At 52.6% G+C, this 18798-nt stretch carries 19 protein-coding genes and 1 pseudogene; 2 read left to right on the forward strand and 18 right to left on the reverse strand.

The window, feature by feature from the left end; translation table 11 throughout:
• Positions 1-226: IS1 family transposase (locus ACJHWT_RS04155; protein ID WP_001642742.1), on the forward strand; the 226-nt coding region annotated here is incomplete at its 5' end.
• 15 nt (positions 227-241) lie between these two features.
• Here the strand turns inward: ACJHWT_RS04155 and rpnB are convergent.
• The 16 genes and pseudogenes from rpnB to pdxB form a co-directional block, all read right to left on the reverse strand.
• Positions 242-652, reverse strand: a pseudogene (gene rpnB, locus ACJHWT_RS04160) (recombination-promoting nuclease RpnB); the annotation flags it as partial.
• 196 nt (positions 653-848) lie between these two features.
• Positions 849-1622, reverse strand: coding sequence for a histidine ABC transporter ATP-binding protein HisP (hisP, locus tag ACJHWT_RS04165; RefSeq protein ID WP_001293612.1), 774 nt, complete (start codon positions 1620-1622; stop codon positions 849-851).
• A gap of 7 nt (positions 1623-1629) precedes the next feature.
• Positions 1630-2346, reverse strand: coding sequence for an ABC transporter permease (locus tag ACJHWT_RS04170; RefSeq protein ID WP_000569958.1), 717 nt, complete (start codon positions 2344-2346; stop codon positions 1630-1632).
• The gene (gene hisQ, locus ACJHWT_RS04175; RefSeq protein WP_000965514.1) at positions 2343-3029 is read right to left on the reverse strand and encodes a histidine ABC transporter permease HisQ; all 687 of its coding nucleotides are present in this window, start codon (positions 3027-3029) and stop codon (positions 2343-2345) included. Before hisQ ends, ACJHWT_RS04170 begins: the two co-directional genes overlap by 4 nt.
• A gap of 89 nt (positions 3030-3118) precedes the next feature.
• Positions 3119-3901 (reverse strand): histidine ABC transporter substrate-binding protein HisJ, encoded by a 783-nt coding sequence (gene hisJ / locus ACJHWT_RS04180; protein WP_000737621.1) that lies wholly within the window; start codon positions 3899-3901, stop codon positions 3119-3121.
• Positions 3902-4121: 220 nt separating this feature from the next.
• Positions 4122-4904, reverse strand: a complete 783-nt coding sequence (argT, locus tag ACJHWT_RS04185; RefSeq protein WP_000748261.1) for a lysine/arginine/ornithine ABC transporter substrate-binding protein ArgT — start codon at positions 4902-4904, stop codon at positions 4122-4124.
• A gap of 265 nt (positions 4905-5169) precedes the next feature.
• Entirely contained in the window at positions 5170-5739 is a 570-nt protein-coding gene (ubiX, locus tag ACJHWT_RS04190; protein WP_000825700.1) for a flavin prenyltransferase UbiX, read from the reverse strand.
• A gap of 94 nt (positions 5740-5833) precedes the next feature.
• The gene (purF, locus tag ACJHWT_RS04195; protein ID WP_000334221.1) at positions 5834-7351 is read right to left on the reverse strand and encodes an amidophosphoribosyltransferase; all 1518 of its coding nucleotides are present in this window, start codon (positions 7349-7351) and stop codon (positions 5834-5836) included.
• Between the two features lie 36 nt (positions 7352-7387).
• Positions 7388-7876, reverse strand: a complete 489-nt coding sequence (gene cvpA, locus ACJHWT_RS04200) for a colicin V production protein (RefSeq protein WP_000262113.1) — start codon at positions 7874-7876, stop codon at positions 7388-7390.
• 258 nt (positions 7877-8134) lie between these two features.
• On the reverse strand, positions 8135-8785 hold the full coding sequence (gene dedD, locus ACJHWT_RS04205; protein ID WP_000157012.1) for a cell division protein DedD: 651 nt from the start codon (positions 8783-8785) through the stop codon (positions 8135-8137).
• Positions 8775-10043: a bifunctional tetrahydrofolate synthase/dihydrofolate synthase gene (gene folC, locus ACJHWT_RS04210; protein WP_000584586.1), complete on the reverse strand. Its 1269-nt coding sequence runs from the start codon at positions 10041-10043 to the stop codon at positions 8775-8777. Before folC ends, dedD begins: the two co-directional genes overlap by 11 nt.
• 69 nt (positions 10044-10112) lie before the next feature.
• Positions 10113-11027, reverse strand: a complete 915-nt coding sequence (gene accD, locus ACJHWT_RS04215) for an acetyl-CoA carboxylase, carboxyltransferase subunit beta (protein WP_000118403.1) — start codon at positions 11025-11027, stop codon at positions 10113-10115.
• A 155-nt stretch (positions 11028-11182) separates the two neighbouring features.
• Positions 11183-11842: a DedA family protein gene (locus ACJHWT_RS04220; RefSeq protein WP_000364327.1), complete on the reverse strand. Its 660-nt coding sequence runs from the start codon at positions 11840-11842 to the stop codon at positions 11183-11185.
• Between the two features lie 82 nt (positions 11843-11924).
• Complete coding sequence (gene truA / locus ACJHWT_RS04225; protein ID WP_001283598.1) at positions 11925-12737, reverse strand: tRNA pseudouridine(38-40) synthase TruA; 813 nt, start codon at positions 12735-12737, stop codon at positions 11925-11927.
• Entirely contained in the window at positions 12737-13750 is a 1014-nt protein-coding gene (locus ACJHWT_RS04230; protein ID WP_001289165.1) for an aspartate-semialdehyde dehydrogenase, read from the reverse strand. Before ACJHWT_RS04230 ends, truA begins: the two co-directional genes overlap by 1 nt.
• Positions 13751-13815: 65 nt before the next feature.
• Positions 13816-14952: a 4-phosphoerythronate dehydrogenase PdxB gene (pdxB, locus tag ACJHWT_RS04235; RefSeq protein ID WP_000699117.1), complete on the reverse strand. Its 1137-nt coding sequence runs from the start codon at positions 14950-14952 to the stop codon at positions 13816-13818.
• 98 nt (positions 14953-15050) lie between these two features.
• Between pdxB and flk the strand changes: the two genes are divergently transcribed.
• Complete coding sequence (gene flk / locus ACJHWT_RS04240) at positions 15051-16046, forward strand: flagella biosynthesis regulator Flk (protein WP_000615813.1); 996 nt, start codon at positions 15051-15053, stop codon at positions 16044-16046.
• Here flk and ACJHWT_RS04245 read toward each other — a convergent pair.
• A complete protein-coding gene (locus tag ACJHWT_RS04245; protein WP_000127769.1) occupies positions 16043-17221 on the reverse strand; it encodes an MFS transporter in 1179 nt (392 codons plus the stop codon). The two genes, flk and ACJHWT_RS04245, sit on opposite strands and share 4 nt — an antisense overlap.
• Positions 17222-17485: 264 nt before the next feature.
• Positions 17486-18706 carry a beta-ketoacyl-ACP synthase I gene (gene fabB / locus ACJHWT_RS04250; RefSeq protein WP_000817178.1) on the reverse strand — a complete coding sequence of 407 codons (1221 nt, stop codon included), beginning with the start codon at positions 18704-18706 and terminating at the stop codon, positions 17486-17488.
• Positions 18707-18798: the final 92 nt, after the last annotated feature.

An 18798-nucleotide genomic window follows, 5' to 3' on the forward strand; every position in this document is an offset into this window, starting at 1 on the left:
TGACGTGGTGATATGGATGACGGATGGCTGGCCGCTGTATGAATCCCGCCTGAAGGGAAAGCTGCACGTAATCAGCAAGCGATATACGCAGCGAATTGAGCGGCATAACCTAAATCTGAGGCAGCACCTGGCACGGCTGGGACGGAAGTCGCTGTCGTTTTCAAAATCGGTGGAGCTGCATGACAAAGTCATCGGGCATTATCTGAACATAAAACACTATCAATAAGTTGGAGTCATTACCAAGCCAGCAAAGTGAATAAGGATAAGGACTTCTGCAACCATGATAAAACAGCATCGGGATCACCAATGGAAGCTCTTTATAGCCTGCATCAAGATGGTTTTGCATCGCCGCAATGGAATAGCGCATCATGCGAAAAGCCATTAATTCTTCCGGCTTACTTTGGTGCTCTATCACTACATAAATATAACCTGCTCCCTCCTGCGTTTTCACAGACCACAAGAGGTCGGAATAATATTGCCGCAGGTCTTCATCAATAAAACTGTTTGGTTCCAGTTTTAGCGTTGTTAAATCACACAGTTTGCGCAGCGGCGCGGGAAGATGAATATCAATAAAATCCCGCGCGGTGTCTGGATGGCGTAAAAAAGATTTAAATACCGCATCATGCGGCGTGGAAGTTGTCGATATTGTCATGGCGTTCCGTCACCCCTCAAATTTAAGATGACGCGACAATAACCACGATTAATACCCAATGCAGCAGGCAGTTTTTATCTTTGGACAGCGAATTCAGAACTATTTTTAGCGGACTGCAACTTTTACATTTCAGCGGAAGCTGACTCGCAAATTCCCCTTGAAAATACTCCGGCAGCGTTAGCCACCGGAGGGGGAATTATTTCAGCGATCCCTTAAGGAACTGTTGCAGACGAGGGCTTTGCGGGTTACCAAATAACTGTTCTGGCGCGCCCTCTTCTTCTATTTTCCCCTGATGGAGGAAAATGACGTGAGTAGAAACATGGCGAGCAAAGCCCATTTCGTGAGTCACTACCACCATGGTTTTCCCCTCTTCTGCCAGTTGCTGCATAATACGCAACACTTCGCCTACCAGTTCAGGATCGAGCGCCGAGGTAGGTTCATCAAACAGTAAAACTTCCGGTTCCATCGCCAGCGCCCGCGCGATAGAAACACGCTGTTGCTGACCACCGGACAGGTGCACCGGGTATTTCCCCTGCGCACGTTCGTCTATCCCGACTTTTGCCAGATATTTCACCGCCCGCTCGCGCGCTTCCTGCTTGCTCAGGCCCAACACCTGAATCGGCGCTTCCATGACGTTTTCCAGCACCGTCATATGGCTCCAGAGATTGAAGTGCTGGAATACCATCGTCAGGCGTGTGCGCAGTAAGCGCAGCTGATTTTTATCGGCGACTTTGAGTTGACCATCTTTGTCGCGCACCAGATTGATCGTCTGGCCATTGACCACGATCGATCCTTCGCTCGGTTTTTCGAGGAAGTTAATGCAGCGCAGAAAGGTACTTTTCCCCGATCCCGACGATCCGATGATGCTAATTACATCTCCGGCATTCGCTTGCAGTGAAACCCCTTTCAGCACTTCGTGTTCGCCGTAGCGTTTATGCAAATCGATAACGTTTAATTTATTCTCGGACATCGTATTCTCAGTGCGTTGAAGAAGGTTTCACATGCTGCAACCAGCGTTTTTCCGCTCTGCGAAAGAGGCTGATCAGGACATAAGAGATGATTAAATAGAGCACCGCGGCAATGCCGAAGGCGGTAAAAGGTTGATATGTGGCGGCGTTAATATCGCGGGCAATTTTCAGCAGATCCGGCACCGTGGCAGTAAATGCCAGCGCAGTAGAGTGCAGCATCAGGATCACTTCGTTGCTGTACGCCGGTAACGCAATACGCAGCGCAGAAGGCAAAATAATGCAGCGATACATTTTAAAGGTCGAGAAGCCATAGGCTCTGGCGGCTTCAATTTCCCCATGCGGCACTGAACGGATTGCCCCGGCAAAAATCTCGGTAGTGTAAGCGCAGGTGTTAAGCGTCAGCGCCAGCACGGTACAGTTCAGACCACTGCGAAAAAAGGCGTTAAGGAACTCGGTTCCCTTAACAATCTCCAGCGTGTACATGCCGGAATAGAACACCAGCAACTGAACATACAGCGGCGTACCGCGAAAAATATAGGTAAATAACCAGATTGGAAACTGGATGTATTTATTACTTGAGACGCGACCAATCGCCAGAAACAGCGCCAGAACTCCGCCTATCACTACCGACAAAATAAGCAGCCACAGGGTGATCGCCACGCCAGTAAAGCGATAACCGTCGGTCCACAGCAGTGGTTTCCAGTATTCATGTAAGATTTCGATCACAGGTCAGCCCTCTTCACACCCACGGAGTAGCGGCGCTCAAGGAACAGCAGCACACCATTGGAAACAGTGGTGAAAACCAGGTAAATCACGCCACAGACGATGGCGAAATAGAACGGTTCCCAGGTACTTTTGCCTGCCAGCTGAGTGGCTTTGAGCACATCTTCCAGGCCGAGTAACGAAACGAGTGCGGTAGATTTGAGGATCACCTGCCAGTTGTTGCCAATGCCTGGCAGGGCGTAACGCATCATCGCCGGAAACATGATCCGTCGAAACACTTGCCCACGAGTAAAACCGAACGCCGTCGCCGCCTCTATGTGTCCTTTCGGCACTGCCATAAACGCGCCACGAAACGTTTCGGTAAAATAAGCACCGTAGATAAAACCGAGAGTGATAATACCTGCGACCATCGGATCAATATCAATCTGCCCGACGCCCATCGCCTCCGTCACCGTGTTTAGCGCAATCTGCAAACCGTAGAAAATCAGCAGCATCAACACCAAGTCCGGCACGCCTCGAATCAGCGTGGTGTACCCTTCGAAAATCAGCCCCGAAAGCCGATTTTGCGAGAGCTTACCGCCAGCGCCAATTAAACCGATAATTACAGCGAGCACTACAGAGCTGATAGCCAGCTCCAGCGTGACGAGCGCACCCTGTAAAATAACACCTGAAAACCCATACAACATGCTGCCTGTCCTGTCGTGTGTGGTGAATTACCGCCTCTTGTCTCCCTCCGGTTACCCGAAGGGAGCGGACTTTCTTTCACCGATGGCGATTAACCACCATAAACATCAAAATCGAAGTACTTTTTCGCTAATTTCTCGTAAGTACCGTCAGCGCGCATTTCGGCAAAGGCTTTGTTCAGTGCCTCGCGCAGTTCGTTATCTTCTTTACGCAGGCCCATGCCGGTCCCTACGCCAAACAGTTTTTCATCTTTAACAGACGGACCACCGAATTTGTAATCTTTACCGACGGGTTGTTTGAGGAAACCTTCGCTGGCAGCGACCTCATCCTGGAACGCGGCATCAATACGTCCGGCAGTCAGGTCAGAATAAATGTTGTCCTGCCCCTGATAAGAAACGATTTCAATGCCTTTTGGTGCCCAATGTTCGTTACCGAACGTCTCCTGGGTGGTGCCCTGCAATACGCCTACCCGTTTGCCTTTCAGCGACTCGACTGTCGGCTGAATGTCGGAATTTTTCGCCACCACCAGACGAGAATCGGCAGCGTACAGTTTGTCGGTGAAGGCAATTTCTTGCTGACGTTTTTCCGTAATGGAAAGCGATGACATGATGGCGTCAATCTTCTTCGCTTTTAAGGACGGGATTAACGCATCCAGTGGGTTTTCGACAAACGTACATTGCGTATTGATGCGTTTGCACAACTCCTTCGCCAGATCGATATCGAAGCCAACCAGTTCGCCTTGTGAATTTTTTGATTCAAATGGCGCATAGGTCGGATCGGTACCGATGCGGATGTTTTGCGGAATCGCAGCAAACGCCGCAGTTGCGCTGGAGAAGGCCAGAACCAGAGAGAGCGATAGCACCAGTTTTTTCATAATGTCCTCAACTGACAGTCTTTTTATAGGGAATATTTACAGGTTTGTTACACTTATCGTGCCATAAAATTGACCATCAAGGCAAAATATCCCGCCCCGTTAGACGTATTATTTTTCATTAAAAATGCTTAAGTATGCATTTCAATGCACCACGATAGTGCAACAAACCTGGCGTGCACCATGATGATCATTCCATCAGGTACAGTTTCCCTGCGACGTATCAGTCACCGTAGACATTAAAGTCGAAATACTTTTTCGCCATCTTGTCGTAGGTACCGTCCTGACGCAGCTCGCCAAGCGCCTTATTAAACGCCGCCGTCAGTTCAGCATCATCTTTACGTAGCCCTACACCGGTACCGTCACCGAAGTATTTTTTGTCTTTCACTGATGAGCCAGCAAAGGCGAAATCTTTACCAGCAGGTTGCTTGAGGAATCCTTCACTGGCAGCAACTTCATCTTGTAACGCAGCATCCAGACGTCCTGCAGCCAGATCGGAATAAACCAAATCCTGGTTGGCATAGGCCACCACATCCACGCCTTTGCTACGCCAGGTCTCGTTAGCGTATGCTTCCTGGGTTGATCCCTGCAGCACACCCACATGTTTACCTTTCAGTGAATCCAGCGTTGGCTGAATCGGTGAACCTTTGGCGGCAATCAAACGAGAATCTGCGGCGTACAACTTGTCGGAGAAAGCAATCTCCTGCTGACGTTTATCGGTAATGGAGAGCGACGAAATAATGGCGTCGATTTTTTTCGCTTTTAGTGAGGGGATCAGCGCGTCAAAGTCACTGGCAACCCAGGTACATTTCACCTGCATCCGTTTGCACATCTCGTTACCGAGATCGATATCAAAGCCAACAAAGTCACCTTTGGCATCTTTCGATGAGAACGGCGCATAGGTGGTATCGGTTCCGATACGTACCGTCTCCGGTAGCGCCGCATAGCTGGAAGCCGCTGCGGAGAGACCGACTAACAAAGACAGAGCGAGAATCGACTTCTTCATACATAACCCTCAAGTGAAAATGGCTTTTTTATGTTGTGTATTGTGTTGTGTGTTTGCAGGCTCTTTCATGCAGGTCTTATGCCATCTTTACGACAACAGTAACATTCAACGTTAAATATGTTAATAAGACGTTGCATTATTGTCCTAGAGTTGAAGATAGCAGGTATGGCGGTTGAATCGCAGCGTTTCGATTCATCGAAAGGAACAAAATGTCGAGGATTTGATCGCGGTTGCAAAATTGCCCTGAAACAGGGCAACAGCGGAGTTATGCGCCCTGCCAGCGGGCAAAGAGATCTTCAGGAAGGGTTATCGCAAACTGGTCAAGAACACGATTAACCGTCTGATTTATCACATCATCAAGGGATTGCGGGCGATGATAAAACGCCGGAACGGGAGGCATAATCACCGCACCGATTTCTGCCGCCTGGGTCATTAAACGCAGATGGCCTAAGTGCAATGGTGTTTCACGCACGCAGAGCACCAGCGGGCGACGCTCTTTCAGCACCACATCTGCCGCACGGGTCAGTAAGCCATCAGTATAGCTATGGACAATGCCGGACAGGGTTTTGATTGAACAGGGTAAAATCACCATCCCCAACGTCTGGAAAGAACCGGAAGAAATGCTGGCAGCAATATCGCGCGCATCGTGTGTCACATCAGCTAACGCCTGCACTTCGCGCAGGGAAAAATCCGTTTCGAGGGATAAGGTCTGGCGCGCTGCCTGGCTCATTACCAGATGCGTTTCGATATCTGTGACATCGCGCAGAACCTGTAATAAACGCACGCCATAAATCGCGCCGCTGGCACCGCTGATGCCTACAATGAGTCGTTTCATAAATAGTTGCCCTGTCAGACTTGCAGGCAGACTTTGCAGGATTTCGACGGGAGTTGCAAGTCAGGGTGCCAGACCGGCACCCTGAGCGAAGGCATCATCCTTCGTTATGCATTTCGAGATTTTCCACTTCGTTCTGACGTTGCACGGCTTTGGCGTCGTCATTACGTAAAGTATCGAGGAAATCGAGGTAGCCCTGATCAACGTCTTTGGTGACGTAGACGCCGTTGAATACCGAGCATTCAAACTGCTGGATATCCGGGTTTTCAGCGCGAACGGCTTCGATCAGATCGTTCAGATCCTGGAAAATCAACCCGTCAGCACCGATGATCTGGCGAATTTCATCTACTTCGCGACCGTGAGCGATCAGTTCCGTGGCGCTCGGCATATCGATACCGTAAACGTTCGGGAAGCGAATTTCCGGTGCCGCAGAAGCGAGGTACACTTTCTTCGCTCCGGCTTCGCGTGCCATCTCGATAATCTGCTCAGAAGTGGTGCCACGGACAATGGAGTCGTCGACCAGCAAGACGTTTTTATCGCGGAACTCGGCGCGGTTGGCGTTCAGTTTACGGCGCACGGACTTACGACGCAGCTGCTGGCCCGGCATGATGAAGGTGCGGCCAACATAGCGGTTTTTAACGAAGCCCTGGCGGTACGGTTTGCCCAGAATACGAGCAATTTCCAGCGCGATATCACACGAGGTTTCCGGAATAGGGATCACCACGTCGATATCCAGATCTTCCCATTCGCGGGCAATTTTCTCGCCCAGTTTGGTGCCCATATTCACGCGCGCGCTGTAAACGGAAATTTTGTCGATGAACGAGTCCGGGCGGGCAAAGTATACATACTCAAACAGGCACGGATTGCTGACCGGATTGTCAGCACATTGACGGGTAAACAACTGCCCTTCTTCAGTGATGTAAATCGCTTCGCCCGGCGCGACGTCACGCAGGAAATCAAAGCCCAGCGTATCGAGCGCAACGCTTTCGGAAGCGACCATATATTCTGTACGGTTCTCGTCAATATCACGTTTTCCCAGTACCAACGGACGAATACCGTTTGGATCGCGGAAAGCAACCATACCGTGGCCGATGATCATCGCCACACAGGCATACGCGCCGCGGATTAAGCGGTTTGTAGCAGCGATGGCGGCGAAAATGTTGTCGGCTTCCAGCGGATAGTGGCGGAAGTTGTCCAGTTCGCTGGCAAAGATATTAAGCAGAATTTCCGAGTCGGAAGTGGTGTTGATGTGGCGGCGTTTTTCTTCAAACAGTTTTTTACGCAACTCGTGAGCGTTGGTCAGATTGCCGTTGTGGGCAAGCGTAATGCCATACGGGGAGTTAACGTAAAACGGCTGCGCTTCAGAGGCGCTGGAGCTGCCAGCCGTAGGGTAACGCACATGACCAATGCCCATATTGCCCTGCAAACGCTGCATATGGCGAGCTTCAAATACATCGCTCACCAGCCCGTTCGCTTTACGCAAACGGAAGCAGTTATTGGCATCTATGGTGATGATGCCGGCGGCATCCTGACCGCGATGCTGAAGCACCGTTAAGGCATCATAAATCGACTGGTTAACCGGCATAACACCGGCGATACCGACAATACCGCACATACGTCTTTTTCCTCGTTAAGCCACATCTCAGAGCACTTACGCTCTGGGCAAGAAACTTGACGAGCTTTGCAGATAATCAAAAAACCATCTGATGATAAAACTGAACTGCGGGATCAGCTGTGATTTGCTCCAGTCTTCGCTTTTCGACACCCCGGTAAAGGAGTCGAGAAAGAAGAGAATGGCGGCAACAATCAACACACCGCGCAACGCACCGAAACAGACGCCCAGCACCCGATCGGTGCCTGACAACCCCGTTTTCTCCACCAACTGGCCTATCACGAAGTTCACGATAGCACCAACGATCAGGGTAGCGATAAACAGTACCGCGATGGCAATCCCATTTCGAACCAGTTCGTCTTCAAAGCCCGTAAACCAGACTGACAGGTAAGTGTAGTAATGACTGGCAACAAAGAAAGCACAACCCCATGTCACCAGCGATAACGCTTCACGAACAAAGCCGCGGATCAGGCTAACCAGAGAGGAAAAAGCAATCACCGCGATTATGGCGTAATCAATCCAGACCATATGTGTCCCACGATTTTACGCCCTGTCATCCTGTTCGGGGCGCATTCTAACAGAAAAAGAAAACGTTTGCGTAGGGATTTCCTTCCCGCGCATCAATAAAAATGGCGCTGAAAAAACATTCAACGCCATCGACTTTTTATGCCTTTGCGGCATCGGGCAATGCGTGTCGGATGCGGCGTGAACACCTTATCCGACCTACGGTTCTACCCCTGTGTAGGCCTGATAAGACGCGCCAGCGTCGCATCAGGCAAGACCGTATTAATTCGGCGTATAGCCCATTACCACGCCACTTAAGCCAGAAAGTTGCTTCAACTCACCCAGCGATCCTTTCAGCTTATCTTTCGAGGCATCAGGCCCAACCAGAATACGGGTAATTTTACCCTGCACTGGCGTGGATGGCGACGTATAAACCCGATAACCGGCACCGCGCAGCTTACCGACAATCTCATTCACTTTATCGGCATTTTTCAGCGCGCCCAGTTGCACAACATAGGCTTTACCCGTTGGCGCTGCTTTTTCTTCCACGACCGGCTTCGACGCAGGTGGTGCTTCAACCTTCGGTTTAGGCGACTCCACCGGTTTCGGCTTCGGTGGGGCGACCGGTGCAGGTTCCGGTTCAAACTCGGTGTTATTGACTGCAATAGTGGCCGGATCGAGCGACGGTGCTGCGGCATCACCTGCCCGCACTTCTTCCGCTGCGCCTTCCGGCGGCTGCGTCGGCAGCGCCTGGGTGGCGGCTGGCATCATATCAGGCTCATCGCGATCGCCCGCTTTCGGCACCAGCGGGATAGCCGCGAACTCATCCTGATAATGTTTTTTCTGCCCGTCCAGCAGCCCTGGAAGTACAATCACCCCCAGCGCCACCAGCACGATCGTGCCCACTAACCGATTCTGAAACTTACTTGCCACCGCTTCTCCTCGCGTCAATCACTTCCATGACATGTGCGACCGTGTGGAACGAACCACACACCAGCACGGTATCTTCCGCTTTAGCGTCCGCCATTGCGGCATCCCATGCCTGCGCCACGCTATCAAATGATTTGCCGTTACCCAAATGCTCAAGCAGTTGTTCTGCCGTGGCACCGCGCGGCCCTTCCAGTGGCGCACAATACCAGTCATCAACCACGCTTTTCAACCAGGCCAGAGTTCCGGCAATATCTTTATCATGTAGCATACCGATAACCGCCAGCACGCGCCCGTTTTTCGGTAGCGCTTTCATACGCCCGGTGAGATATTCCGCCGCATGTGGATTATGCGCGACATCAAAAATAACGCGTGGCGACTCGCTCACAATCTGGAAACGTCCCGGCAAAATTGCGCTGGCAATCCCGTCGCGAATGGCATTTTCACTGACCTCCAGCCCGCTGGCACGCAGTGCCGCCAGCGCCGTTGCGGCATTCGGTTGCGGGACAAGCGGCAACGGCAGATTTTCCAGCGTGCCGTGAGCATCGCTAAACGCCCAGTCATGATCGGTGACGGAATAGTTCCACTCAACGCCCCGACGTTGTAACAGTGCACTTTTTTCCTGCGCCACATCAGCAATGGTAGAAGGCATTTCCGGCTCACCGACAATTGCCGGTTTTTCGCTGCGGAAGATGCCTGCTTTCTCGCGACCAATGCTTTCGCGATCTGGCCCCAGCCAGTCGGTATGATCCAGCGCAATGCTGGTTACTACCGCAACATCGGCATCGACAATATTGGTTGCGTCCAGACGACCGCCCAGCCCTACTTCCAGAATCACCACGTCAAGTTGTGCCTGTTTGAACAGCCACAACGCCGACAGCGTACCGTACTCGAAATAGGTCAGGGAAATATCACCGCGTGCCGATTCAATCTCCGCAAAAGAGGCGGTGTGGGCCGATTCCGGCAATTCCTGGCCCTGCACACGTACGCGCTCGGTATAACGCACCAGATGCGGCGAACTGTAGACGCCCACTTTGTACCCTGCCGCCATCAGAATCGACTCCAGCGTACGGCAAGTGGTGCCTTTGCCATTCGTACCCGCAACGGTAAACACAAATGGCGCAGGTTTCAGGACGCCAAGACGCGCCGCGACCTGGCTCACGCGCTCAAGGCCGAGATCGATAGTTTTACTGTGCAGGTTTTCCAGATAAGAAAGCCACGAAGCCAGAGGCGACGCGGCTTGAGGAGTGCGTTTGATAATCATGGTATCCGCTGATTCGTTACGGTGAGAATAGCAAAAGGGCAGAGCCAGTGGCCCTGCCCTTATCAGTTATCAGGCCTCAGGTTCCTGATCTGGTACCAGTGGCACCACTACGCCTTCACGCGGCGCTTCAGGATTCGGCGCTGGCAGATTCATCAACTTCGCCAGAATGCTCGCCAGTTTCAGGCGCATTTCCGGACGACGGACGATCATGTCGATGGCGCCCTTCTCGATCAGGAATTCACTGCGCTGGAATCCTGGCGGCAGTTTTTCGCGAACGGTCTGTTCGATAACACGCGGACCGGCAAAGCCGATTAACGCTTTCGGTTCAGCGATGTTGAGATCGCCCAGCATGGCGAAACTTGCAGAAACACCGCCCATGGTCGGGTCGGTCAGCACGGAGATGTACGGCAAGCCGCGCTCCTGCATTTTTGCCAGCGCCGCAGAGGTTTTCGCCATCTGCATCAGCGACATCAGTGCTTCCTGCATACGTGCGCCACCAGAGGCGGAGAAGCAGATCAGTGGGCAGTTATCTTCCAGCGCCTGCTCAACGGCACGCACGAAACGTGCACCTACCACAGACCCCATGGAACCGCCCATAAAGGCGAACTCGAATGCCGCAGCGACAACTGGCATTCCATACAGGGTGCCTTTCATCACCACCAGCGCATCTTTTTCGCCGGTTTCTTTCTGCGCAGATGCCAGACGGTCTTTATACTTCTTGGAGTCACGAAACTTCAGCACATCTTTCGGCTCAAGCTCGCTACCCAGCTCCACAAGGCTTCCTTCATCTAACAGGCTATGCAGGCGATTACGCGCTGTCATACGCATGTGATGGTCACACTTCGGACAGACCTCAAGATTACGTTCCAGCTCAGCGCGGTATAAAACCTGACCGCAGCTATCACACTTAGTCCACACCCCTTCAGGAATGCTCGCCTTGCGGGTGGGAGTAATGTTGCTTTTAATTCGTTCAATCCAGCTCATTAGGGACCTTTCTGTCTGAACCTGGTTCGATGCCAGTTTTATCTTTGGGGACGCATAATGCCATTTTTGCCCCCAACAGACCATGAATGTTGCACATTAAAACATAACAGCCCGAAACTTTGGATAAAAAAGTGGTCGAACCGCGGAGTTACTTTTTATTTTGCGGCGCGTGCCGCAGCGCGTTTGTGGCGAATAAATTCGAAAACACCTGGCAATATTGAAACAAAAATAATGCCAACAATCATCAGTTTAAGGTTGCTCTGAATGAAGGGGAGCGTTCCGAAGAAATAACCCGCGTAGGTAAAAATCAGTACCCATAGCAACGCGCCGATGACGTTAAAAGCGGCGAAATGACGATACGACATGTGGCCCATTCCCGCAACGAACGGCGCGAACGTTCTGACGATCGGCACAAAACGGGCGAGAATAATCGTTTTGCCGCCATGTTTCTCATAAAACTGATGAGTCTTATCAAGATAACTGCGACGAAAGATTTTCGAATCCGGATTACTGAACAGTTTGTCACCAAATAACCGTCCAATGGTGTAGTTCACCGCGTCACCCACAATCGCGGCGATCAGCATCAGCACCACCATCATATGGACGTTGAGATCGTTGGTTTCCAGTGATGCCAACGCACCGGCAACAAACAGCAATGAATCACCCGGTAAAAACGGCGTTACCACCAGACCGGTTTCACAGAACAAAATTAAGAACAAAATGGCATAAACCCAGACGCCATACTCCGCGACCAGTTCTGCCAGATGCACGTCAATGTGCAGGATAAAATCGATGAGGAAATAAATCAGGTCCATATTAGCCTATGCCTTGTACTCGTCATCTTTCAGGCTGTAACTACGTTGGCTACAGCCTGAAATGTTCCGAGCATTATTCTTGTTAGTCCGCCAGAAATAGCGGGCCCATTGGCGGTTTTGGAAGATCATACCGGTCAGGGTAATCCACCGCGACCAGATACAGCCCTTCCGCTTTTGCCGTTGCTGCCGCCAGCGTTCTGTCCTTTGCCGCCAGCAACTCTGCTATCCAGCTCTCCGGCTGGTTGTGGGCACCGACTTCCATCAGGCTGCCGACAATATTCCTGACCATATGATGTACAAAGGCATTCGCTTTGATATCTACCACCACATAAGGACCGTGACGCGTGACATTAATATGCATAACGTTGCGCCACGGGGTTCGGGACTGGCACTGCACCGCACGGAACGAGGTGAAATCATTCTCGCCCAGCAAGCATTGCGCAGCCCGATGCATCCGTTCAGCGTCCAGCGGTTCGTAAAAATGGGTTACCCCTTTACTCAGTACCGCCGGGCGCAGCCGATGATTGTAGATGATGTAGCGATAACGGCGAGCCGTGGCGCTAAATCGGGCATGAAAATCATCAGGTACAGCTTTAACCCAACGCACGGCGATGTCACCAGGTAAATTCGCATTTACGCCCAACGTCCACGCAGCGTCTTTGCGCTGTGCGGTCGTTTCGAAATGCACAACCTGCCCGGTACCGTGTACACCGGCGTCAGTACGCCCGGCGCAGAAGACGGTGATGGGTTCGTTCGCCACCTGGGAGAGCGCCTTTTCCAGCTTCTCCTGCACACTGCGGACTTCATTCTGCCGTTGCCAGCCGTAATACCTACTGCCGTCGTACTCAATGCCCAGCGCAATTTTATAAACTGGCGGTTGTTGCTGGTCGGACATTAGTACAGATACTCCTGCACCAGTTTCTCGGCGATTTTTACTGCCATCAGCGCGCCGCCAAAGCGAACGTTATCGGCCACCGACCAGAACTGAACTTGCTCCGGCATACCGTAGTCATTACGTACGCAGCCAACAGAAAGATGCGGCGTACCAGAAGCATCTCCTACCTGAGTCGGGAATTCGTTCTCTTCAGAGAGCACAATATCTTCGCCCTGAGCAAACGCATCACGCGCTTCTTCTGCCGCCAGCGGACGCAGTGCTTCAAAGTTGACCATCTGGGCATGACCGTAGAATACCGGTGCCTGGACGACGCTTGCCGAAATCATCAGCCCTTCGTCCTGCAGGATTTTGCGTACTTCGTCAACGATACGACGTTCTTCACGCACGCTACCTTCGCTATCCGGCAGTAACGGCAGCATGTTGAACGCCAGCTGACGCCCGAAGAAATCTTCTTCGTCAATCGGAATGCCATTGAGTAATTTAGCACTCTGCCCCGCTAACGCATCGACCGCTTTTTTGCCCTGGGCGGAGGCTGAAATCAGGCTGGTAACGCTGATACGTGATAAACCGCCCTGATCAATTAGCGGTTTCAGTGCCGCCAGCAGCTGGCTGGTCAGACTGTCCGGTACGGCGATGACATTCCGGTTGCGGTAATCGGTCAGTACAAACGGGTTTACTTCCGGCACTACCAGCGGTACGTCAGGTTCGAGAGCAAACAATCCGCTGCTGTCGATCACCAGACAACCTGAGTTGGTCGCTTCTTCAACCCAGGCAGCGGTAGCTTCTTTGCCTGCGACAAAAAATGCCAGCTGCGCCTGCGTCCAGTCAAATTCAGCGGCATCCTGCACGGTGATTGTCTTACCACCAAAGCGCAGTTGTTCGCCTGCGCTTTCGTTACGTGCCAGTGCATAAATTTCCCCAACCGGGAACTGACGTTCAGCCAGCGTTTCAAGCAGGGCTTCGCCCACAGCGCCAGTTGCGCCCAGGACGGCAATGTTCCAGCCTTCAGACATGGTGGTTTACTCCAGAAATAGCAAAGCTCCCTGCCAATGTTACAGCAGAGAGCATGAAGAAGAGATTAACGTGCCGGATGATGAACGGCGTTAAAACCCAGTTTACACAGCAATGATGCCGCACTGGCGTCATCACAAATTACATACAGAGATGACCATTCACGGCGCTCAAGATAGTTTTTGCGCAGTTTATCGAACTCACCCGGTATCCCGGCGACTTTACGCAGTGGCGCATCATCGCGGCGCACATCATACACCAAATGCACCAGCCTTTTCAGCGTCGGTTGATCGAGCGGACCATGCAGCGTAATGCGACCAAACTCTGGCGCGGGCAGTAATGTATCCAGCGCAACGTGTTGTTCATGCCCAATGAATTTGCTATAGGCTTCAAACACTTGCGTAGTACCGCGTGCTTTACCTTCCAGGGTATAGCCTGCAATATGCGGCGTGCCGATATCCACTTTTGTCAGCAATTCCACATTAAGTTCCGGCTCGCCTTCCCAGACATCCAGCACCACGCTTAACTTCTGGCCTTCATTCAGGCAGGTCAGCAGCGCGGTATTATCGACGACTGCGCCACGGCAGGCGTTAATCAGAATCGCTCCGGGCTTCAGGCTACGGATCAGTTTTTCATCCGCCAGATGTCGCGTTTTGTACGGACCATCTTTAAAGAGTGGCGTATGGAAAGTCAGAATATCCGCATGCTGGACTAATTCATCCAGCGAGCGGAAATCGCCCTCATCCCCACGGTCGGCGCGAGGCGGATCGCAAAGCAAGGTTGTAATCCCTAACGCTTCCAGTCGTGCCTGTAAACGCCGACCAACGTTACCAACGCCCACGATCCCCACGGTACGCTCGTGCAGTGAAAATCCATCGCGTTCAGCAAGCATCAGCAGTGAGGAGAAAACATATTCCACTACTGCAATCGCATTACAGCCAGGTGCAGCGGAAAAACCAATTCCCGCCTGCTTTAACCATGTGTCATCAACATGGTCTGTCCCCGCGGTGGCAGTGCCAACAAATTTAATGGGTTTTCCTGCCAGCAAAGATTCATTCACTTTCGTGACCGAACGCACCATCAGCGCATCCGCGTCTGCCAGTTGAGCCACGGGGATGGGACGCCCGGGAACCGCGGTCACCTCACCCAAACGGCTAAATAAGTCGCGGGCATAAGGCATATTTTCATCAACAAGGATTTTCACGTTTGTGTTACCTGTATGAGACGAGAGTTAACCGGACAAGTGTGCCATAATCTCGCGGCCAGGCATACTTGCGAAGATTTCAGGTATAAGGATACGTAATGATACAACCTATTTCCGGCCCTCCTCCTGGGCAACCACCAGGTCAGGGAGATAACCTGCCGTCTGGCGCGGGCAATCAGCCTTTATCCAGTCAGCAACGTACTTCGCTGGAAAGCTTAATGACGAAAGTGACCTCACTGACGCAACAGCAAAGAGCAGAACTGTGGGCGGGTATCAGGCACGATATTGGTCTGTCGGGAGATTCACCGCTGCTTTCGCGTCACTTCCCTGCCGCTGAGCACAATCTGGCGCAACGTCTGCTGGCCGCGCAAAAAAGCCATTCTGCCCGCCAGCTTTTAGCGCAATTAGGGGAGTATTTACGTCTGGGGAATAATCGTCAGGCGGTCACGGATTATATCCGTCATAACTTTGGTCAGACGCCGCTGAATCAGCTCTCACCGGAGCAATTAAAAACCATTCTAACCCTGTTGCAGGAAGGGAAGATGGTTATTCCGCAACCGCAGCAGCGCGAGGCGACCGACCGTCCGTTATTACCGGCGGAGCACAATGCGCTCAAACAGCTGGTGACCAAACTTGCGGCGGCAACGGGAGAACCCAGCAAACAGATCTGGCAATCGATGCTGGAACTTTCCGGGGTGAAAGATGGCGAGTTAATTCCAGCGAAACTGTTTAACCATCTGGTGACCTGGCTGCAGGCGCGTCAGACGCTAAGCCAGCAAAATACGCCGACGCTTGAATCACTACAGATGGCGCTGAAACAACCTTTAGATGCCAGTGAACTGGCGGCGTTATCGGCATATATCCAGCAAAAATATGGCCTTTCTGCGCAATCATCGCTTTCTTCTGCCCAGGCCGAGGATATTCTTAATCAGCTTTATCAACGGCGGGTTAAAGGGATTGATCCGCGTGATATGCAACCGCTGCTTAATCCTTTTCCACCGATGATGGACACGTTGCAAAATATGGCAACGCGTCCCGCGCTGTGGATACTGTTAGTCGCGATTATCCTGATGCTGGTCTGGCTGGTTCGTTAACCCCGACGAAATGACAGTATCGTGACAATAATTCCCAGCACCGCAGAGATCGCCCCGGCAAGAAATACCGAAGAGTAACCAAACGTGGTCGCCAGCATTCCCGCAAGCGGCCCGGAGACGCCGAGGGCGATATCCTGAAACGCGGCGTAACCGCCCAGTGCGGTGCCGCGAACGTGTGACGGTACGCGTTTAACCACCTCCACGCCCAGCGCAGGAAAGATAAGCGAACATCCGGCTCCGGTTAACGCCGCGCCCGCTAATGCGACCCATGCACCTGGGGCTTGCCAGAGCAGCAACAAGCCCACCGTTTCTACAAGCAGAGAGACGATCGCCACTTTCACGCCGCCAAAACGGTCCGGCATCCAGCCAAACATGACGCGCATCACGACAAATGCGCCGCCAAACGCGGTAAGCGTAAAGCCCGCCATCGCCCATCCTTTGCTGGCAAAGTAGAGCGAAACGAAAGTCCCGATAACCGCAAAACCAACGCCTTGTAGTGCCAGACCTAACCCTGGTTTCCAGATAAGCCCGACAACGCTCCACAGCGATGGACGTTCCCCCGCCAGGGCCGGTACTTTGCGCACTGTGCCGTTACAGGCCCACGCCAGTAAGGGTAATGCCATTGTGGTGAGCGCCAGTGCGGCAAAACCGTAATGGCTATGAATCAATAGGCCAAGCGGCGCACCAACAGCGAGGGCACCGTAAATCGCCATTCCGTTCCATGACATCACTTTGCCGGAATGTTTTGGCCCAACGATGCCTAATCCCCAGGTCAGAGCGCCCGTCAGTAACTGGCTTTCACCAAAGCCAAGAATCAAACGCCCGACGACCAACAGGGCAAATTTGAACGGTGCGGGGACGGGCAAAATCGCCGCCAGCAGCAACGCGCCCCCCGCCAGACCACAAGCTAACATCCCCTGAAGCGCCGAACGTTTTGCGCCATATTGATCGGCCAGTCGCCCGGCGTAACCACGCGTCAGCACCGTAGCCAGAAACTGAATCCCGACGGCAATGCCGACCATAGTGTTGCCATAGCCCAGTTCATGATGAACAAACAGCGGGATAACCGGCAACGGCAACCCTACGGTCATGTAGGTGAGAAAAACCGCAAAAGCGATGCGGAAGAGCGAAAAATTGGCAGAAGATCGTGTTTCGGTTTGGCTTACAGCAGTCATGCATTACTCCAGAATGCAGCGCAAGGCGAGGAGTATCCCCGTCTCATCTCTCTGGTTTCAGGGTTACGGTGCGTTGGCAGGATTTAACGCGTACGTCTTTTCTGAAGGAAATCGACAAAGCGGGAAGTTTGCCTGGAACTGGCGGCGATTGTCAATGATGTGAAAAAGGGAACCATCGGGTTCCCTTTTGCGTTAGTGCCGGAGGCCGCATTGGCGCGTAACGTCGGATGCGGCGCTGGCGCGTCTTATCCGACCTACTCCGAATTAATCTTTCAGCTTGCGCATTACCAGCGTGGCGTTAGTGCCGCCGAAGCCGAAGCTGTTAGACATAACTGTGGTCAGTTCGCGATCGGTCGTTTCGGTCACGATGTTCAGACCCGCAGCCTGCTCGTCCAGCTCTTCAATGTTGATGCTCGGGGCGATAAAACCGTGTTCCAGCATCAGCAGAGAGTAGATAGCTTCCTGTACGCCAGCAGCGCCCAGTGAGTGACCGGTCATTGCTTTGGTTGCAGAAATCGCCGGGCTCTTATCGCCGAACACTTCACGGATAGCTGCCAGTTCTTTCACGTCGCCAACCGGAGTCGAAGTACCATGAGAGTTCAGGTAGTCGATTGGGGTATCAACACCGTGCATCGCCATCTTCATGCAACGCACTGCGCCTTCGCCAGACGGAGCAACCATGTCTGCGCCATCAGACGTTGCGCCGTAGCCAACGATTTCAGCGTAGATATGAGCACCACGTGCCAACGCGTGTTCCAGTTCTTCGACCACCACCATACCGCCGCCGCCAGCGATAACGAAACCGTCACGGTGAGCGTCATAAGTACGGGAGGCTTTTTCCGGGGTGTCGTTGTATTTGGTAGACAGCGCACCCATCGCGTCGAATTCACAAGCCATTTCCCAGCACAGCTCTTCGCCGCCACCAGCAAACACGATGTCCTGTTTGCCCAGTTGGATCTGCTCTACTGCGTTACCGATACAGTGTGCGGAGGTCGCACACGCGGAGCTGATGGAGTAGTTTACACCGTGAATTTTAAACGGCGTGGCGAGACAGGCAGAAACGCCGGATGCCATCGCTTTGGTGACCACATACGGGCCAACCGCTTTCAGGCCGCGCGGGCCGCGCATTGCGTCAGCGCCGAACACCTGAAAACGCGGGGAACCGCCGCCGGAACCTGCAATCAGGCCAACGCGCGGGTTATTCTGGTAAGCTTCCGGAGAGAGGCCAGCATCTGCAATTGCCTGCTCCATAGAAAGGAATGCATAAATGGATGCGTCGCTCATAAAGCGCACAACTTTGCGGTCAATGAGGCCAGTGGTATCCAGTTTTACGTTGCCCCAGACGTGGCTACGCATGCCGGAATCCTTCAGCTCCTGAGAGAAAGTGATCCCTGAACGTCCTTCACGCAGAGATGCCAGGACTTCCTGCTGGTTATTACCGATGCTGGAAACAATGCCCAGGCCAGTAATCACTGCACGTTTCATTCAATACCTCTGTAAGTCGCACATAGAGTAAGTTTCGAATGCACAATAGCGTACACTTGTACGCCGAACAAGTCCGATCAGCCAATTAATAG

The sequence above is a fragment of the Escherichia sp. WS338 genome, from assembly GCF_046486405.1.
In the GTDB taxonomy this organism is placed as follows: Bacteria; Pseudomonadota; Gammaproteobacteria; order Enterobacterales; family Enterobacteriaceae; genus Escherichia; species Escherichia coli.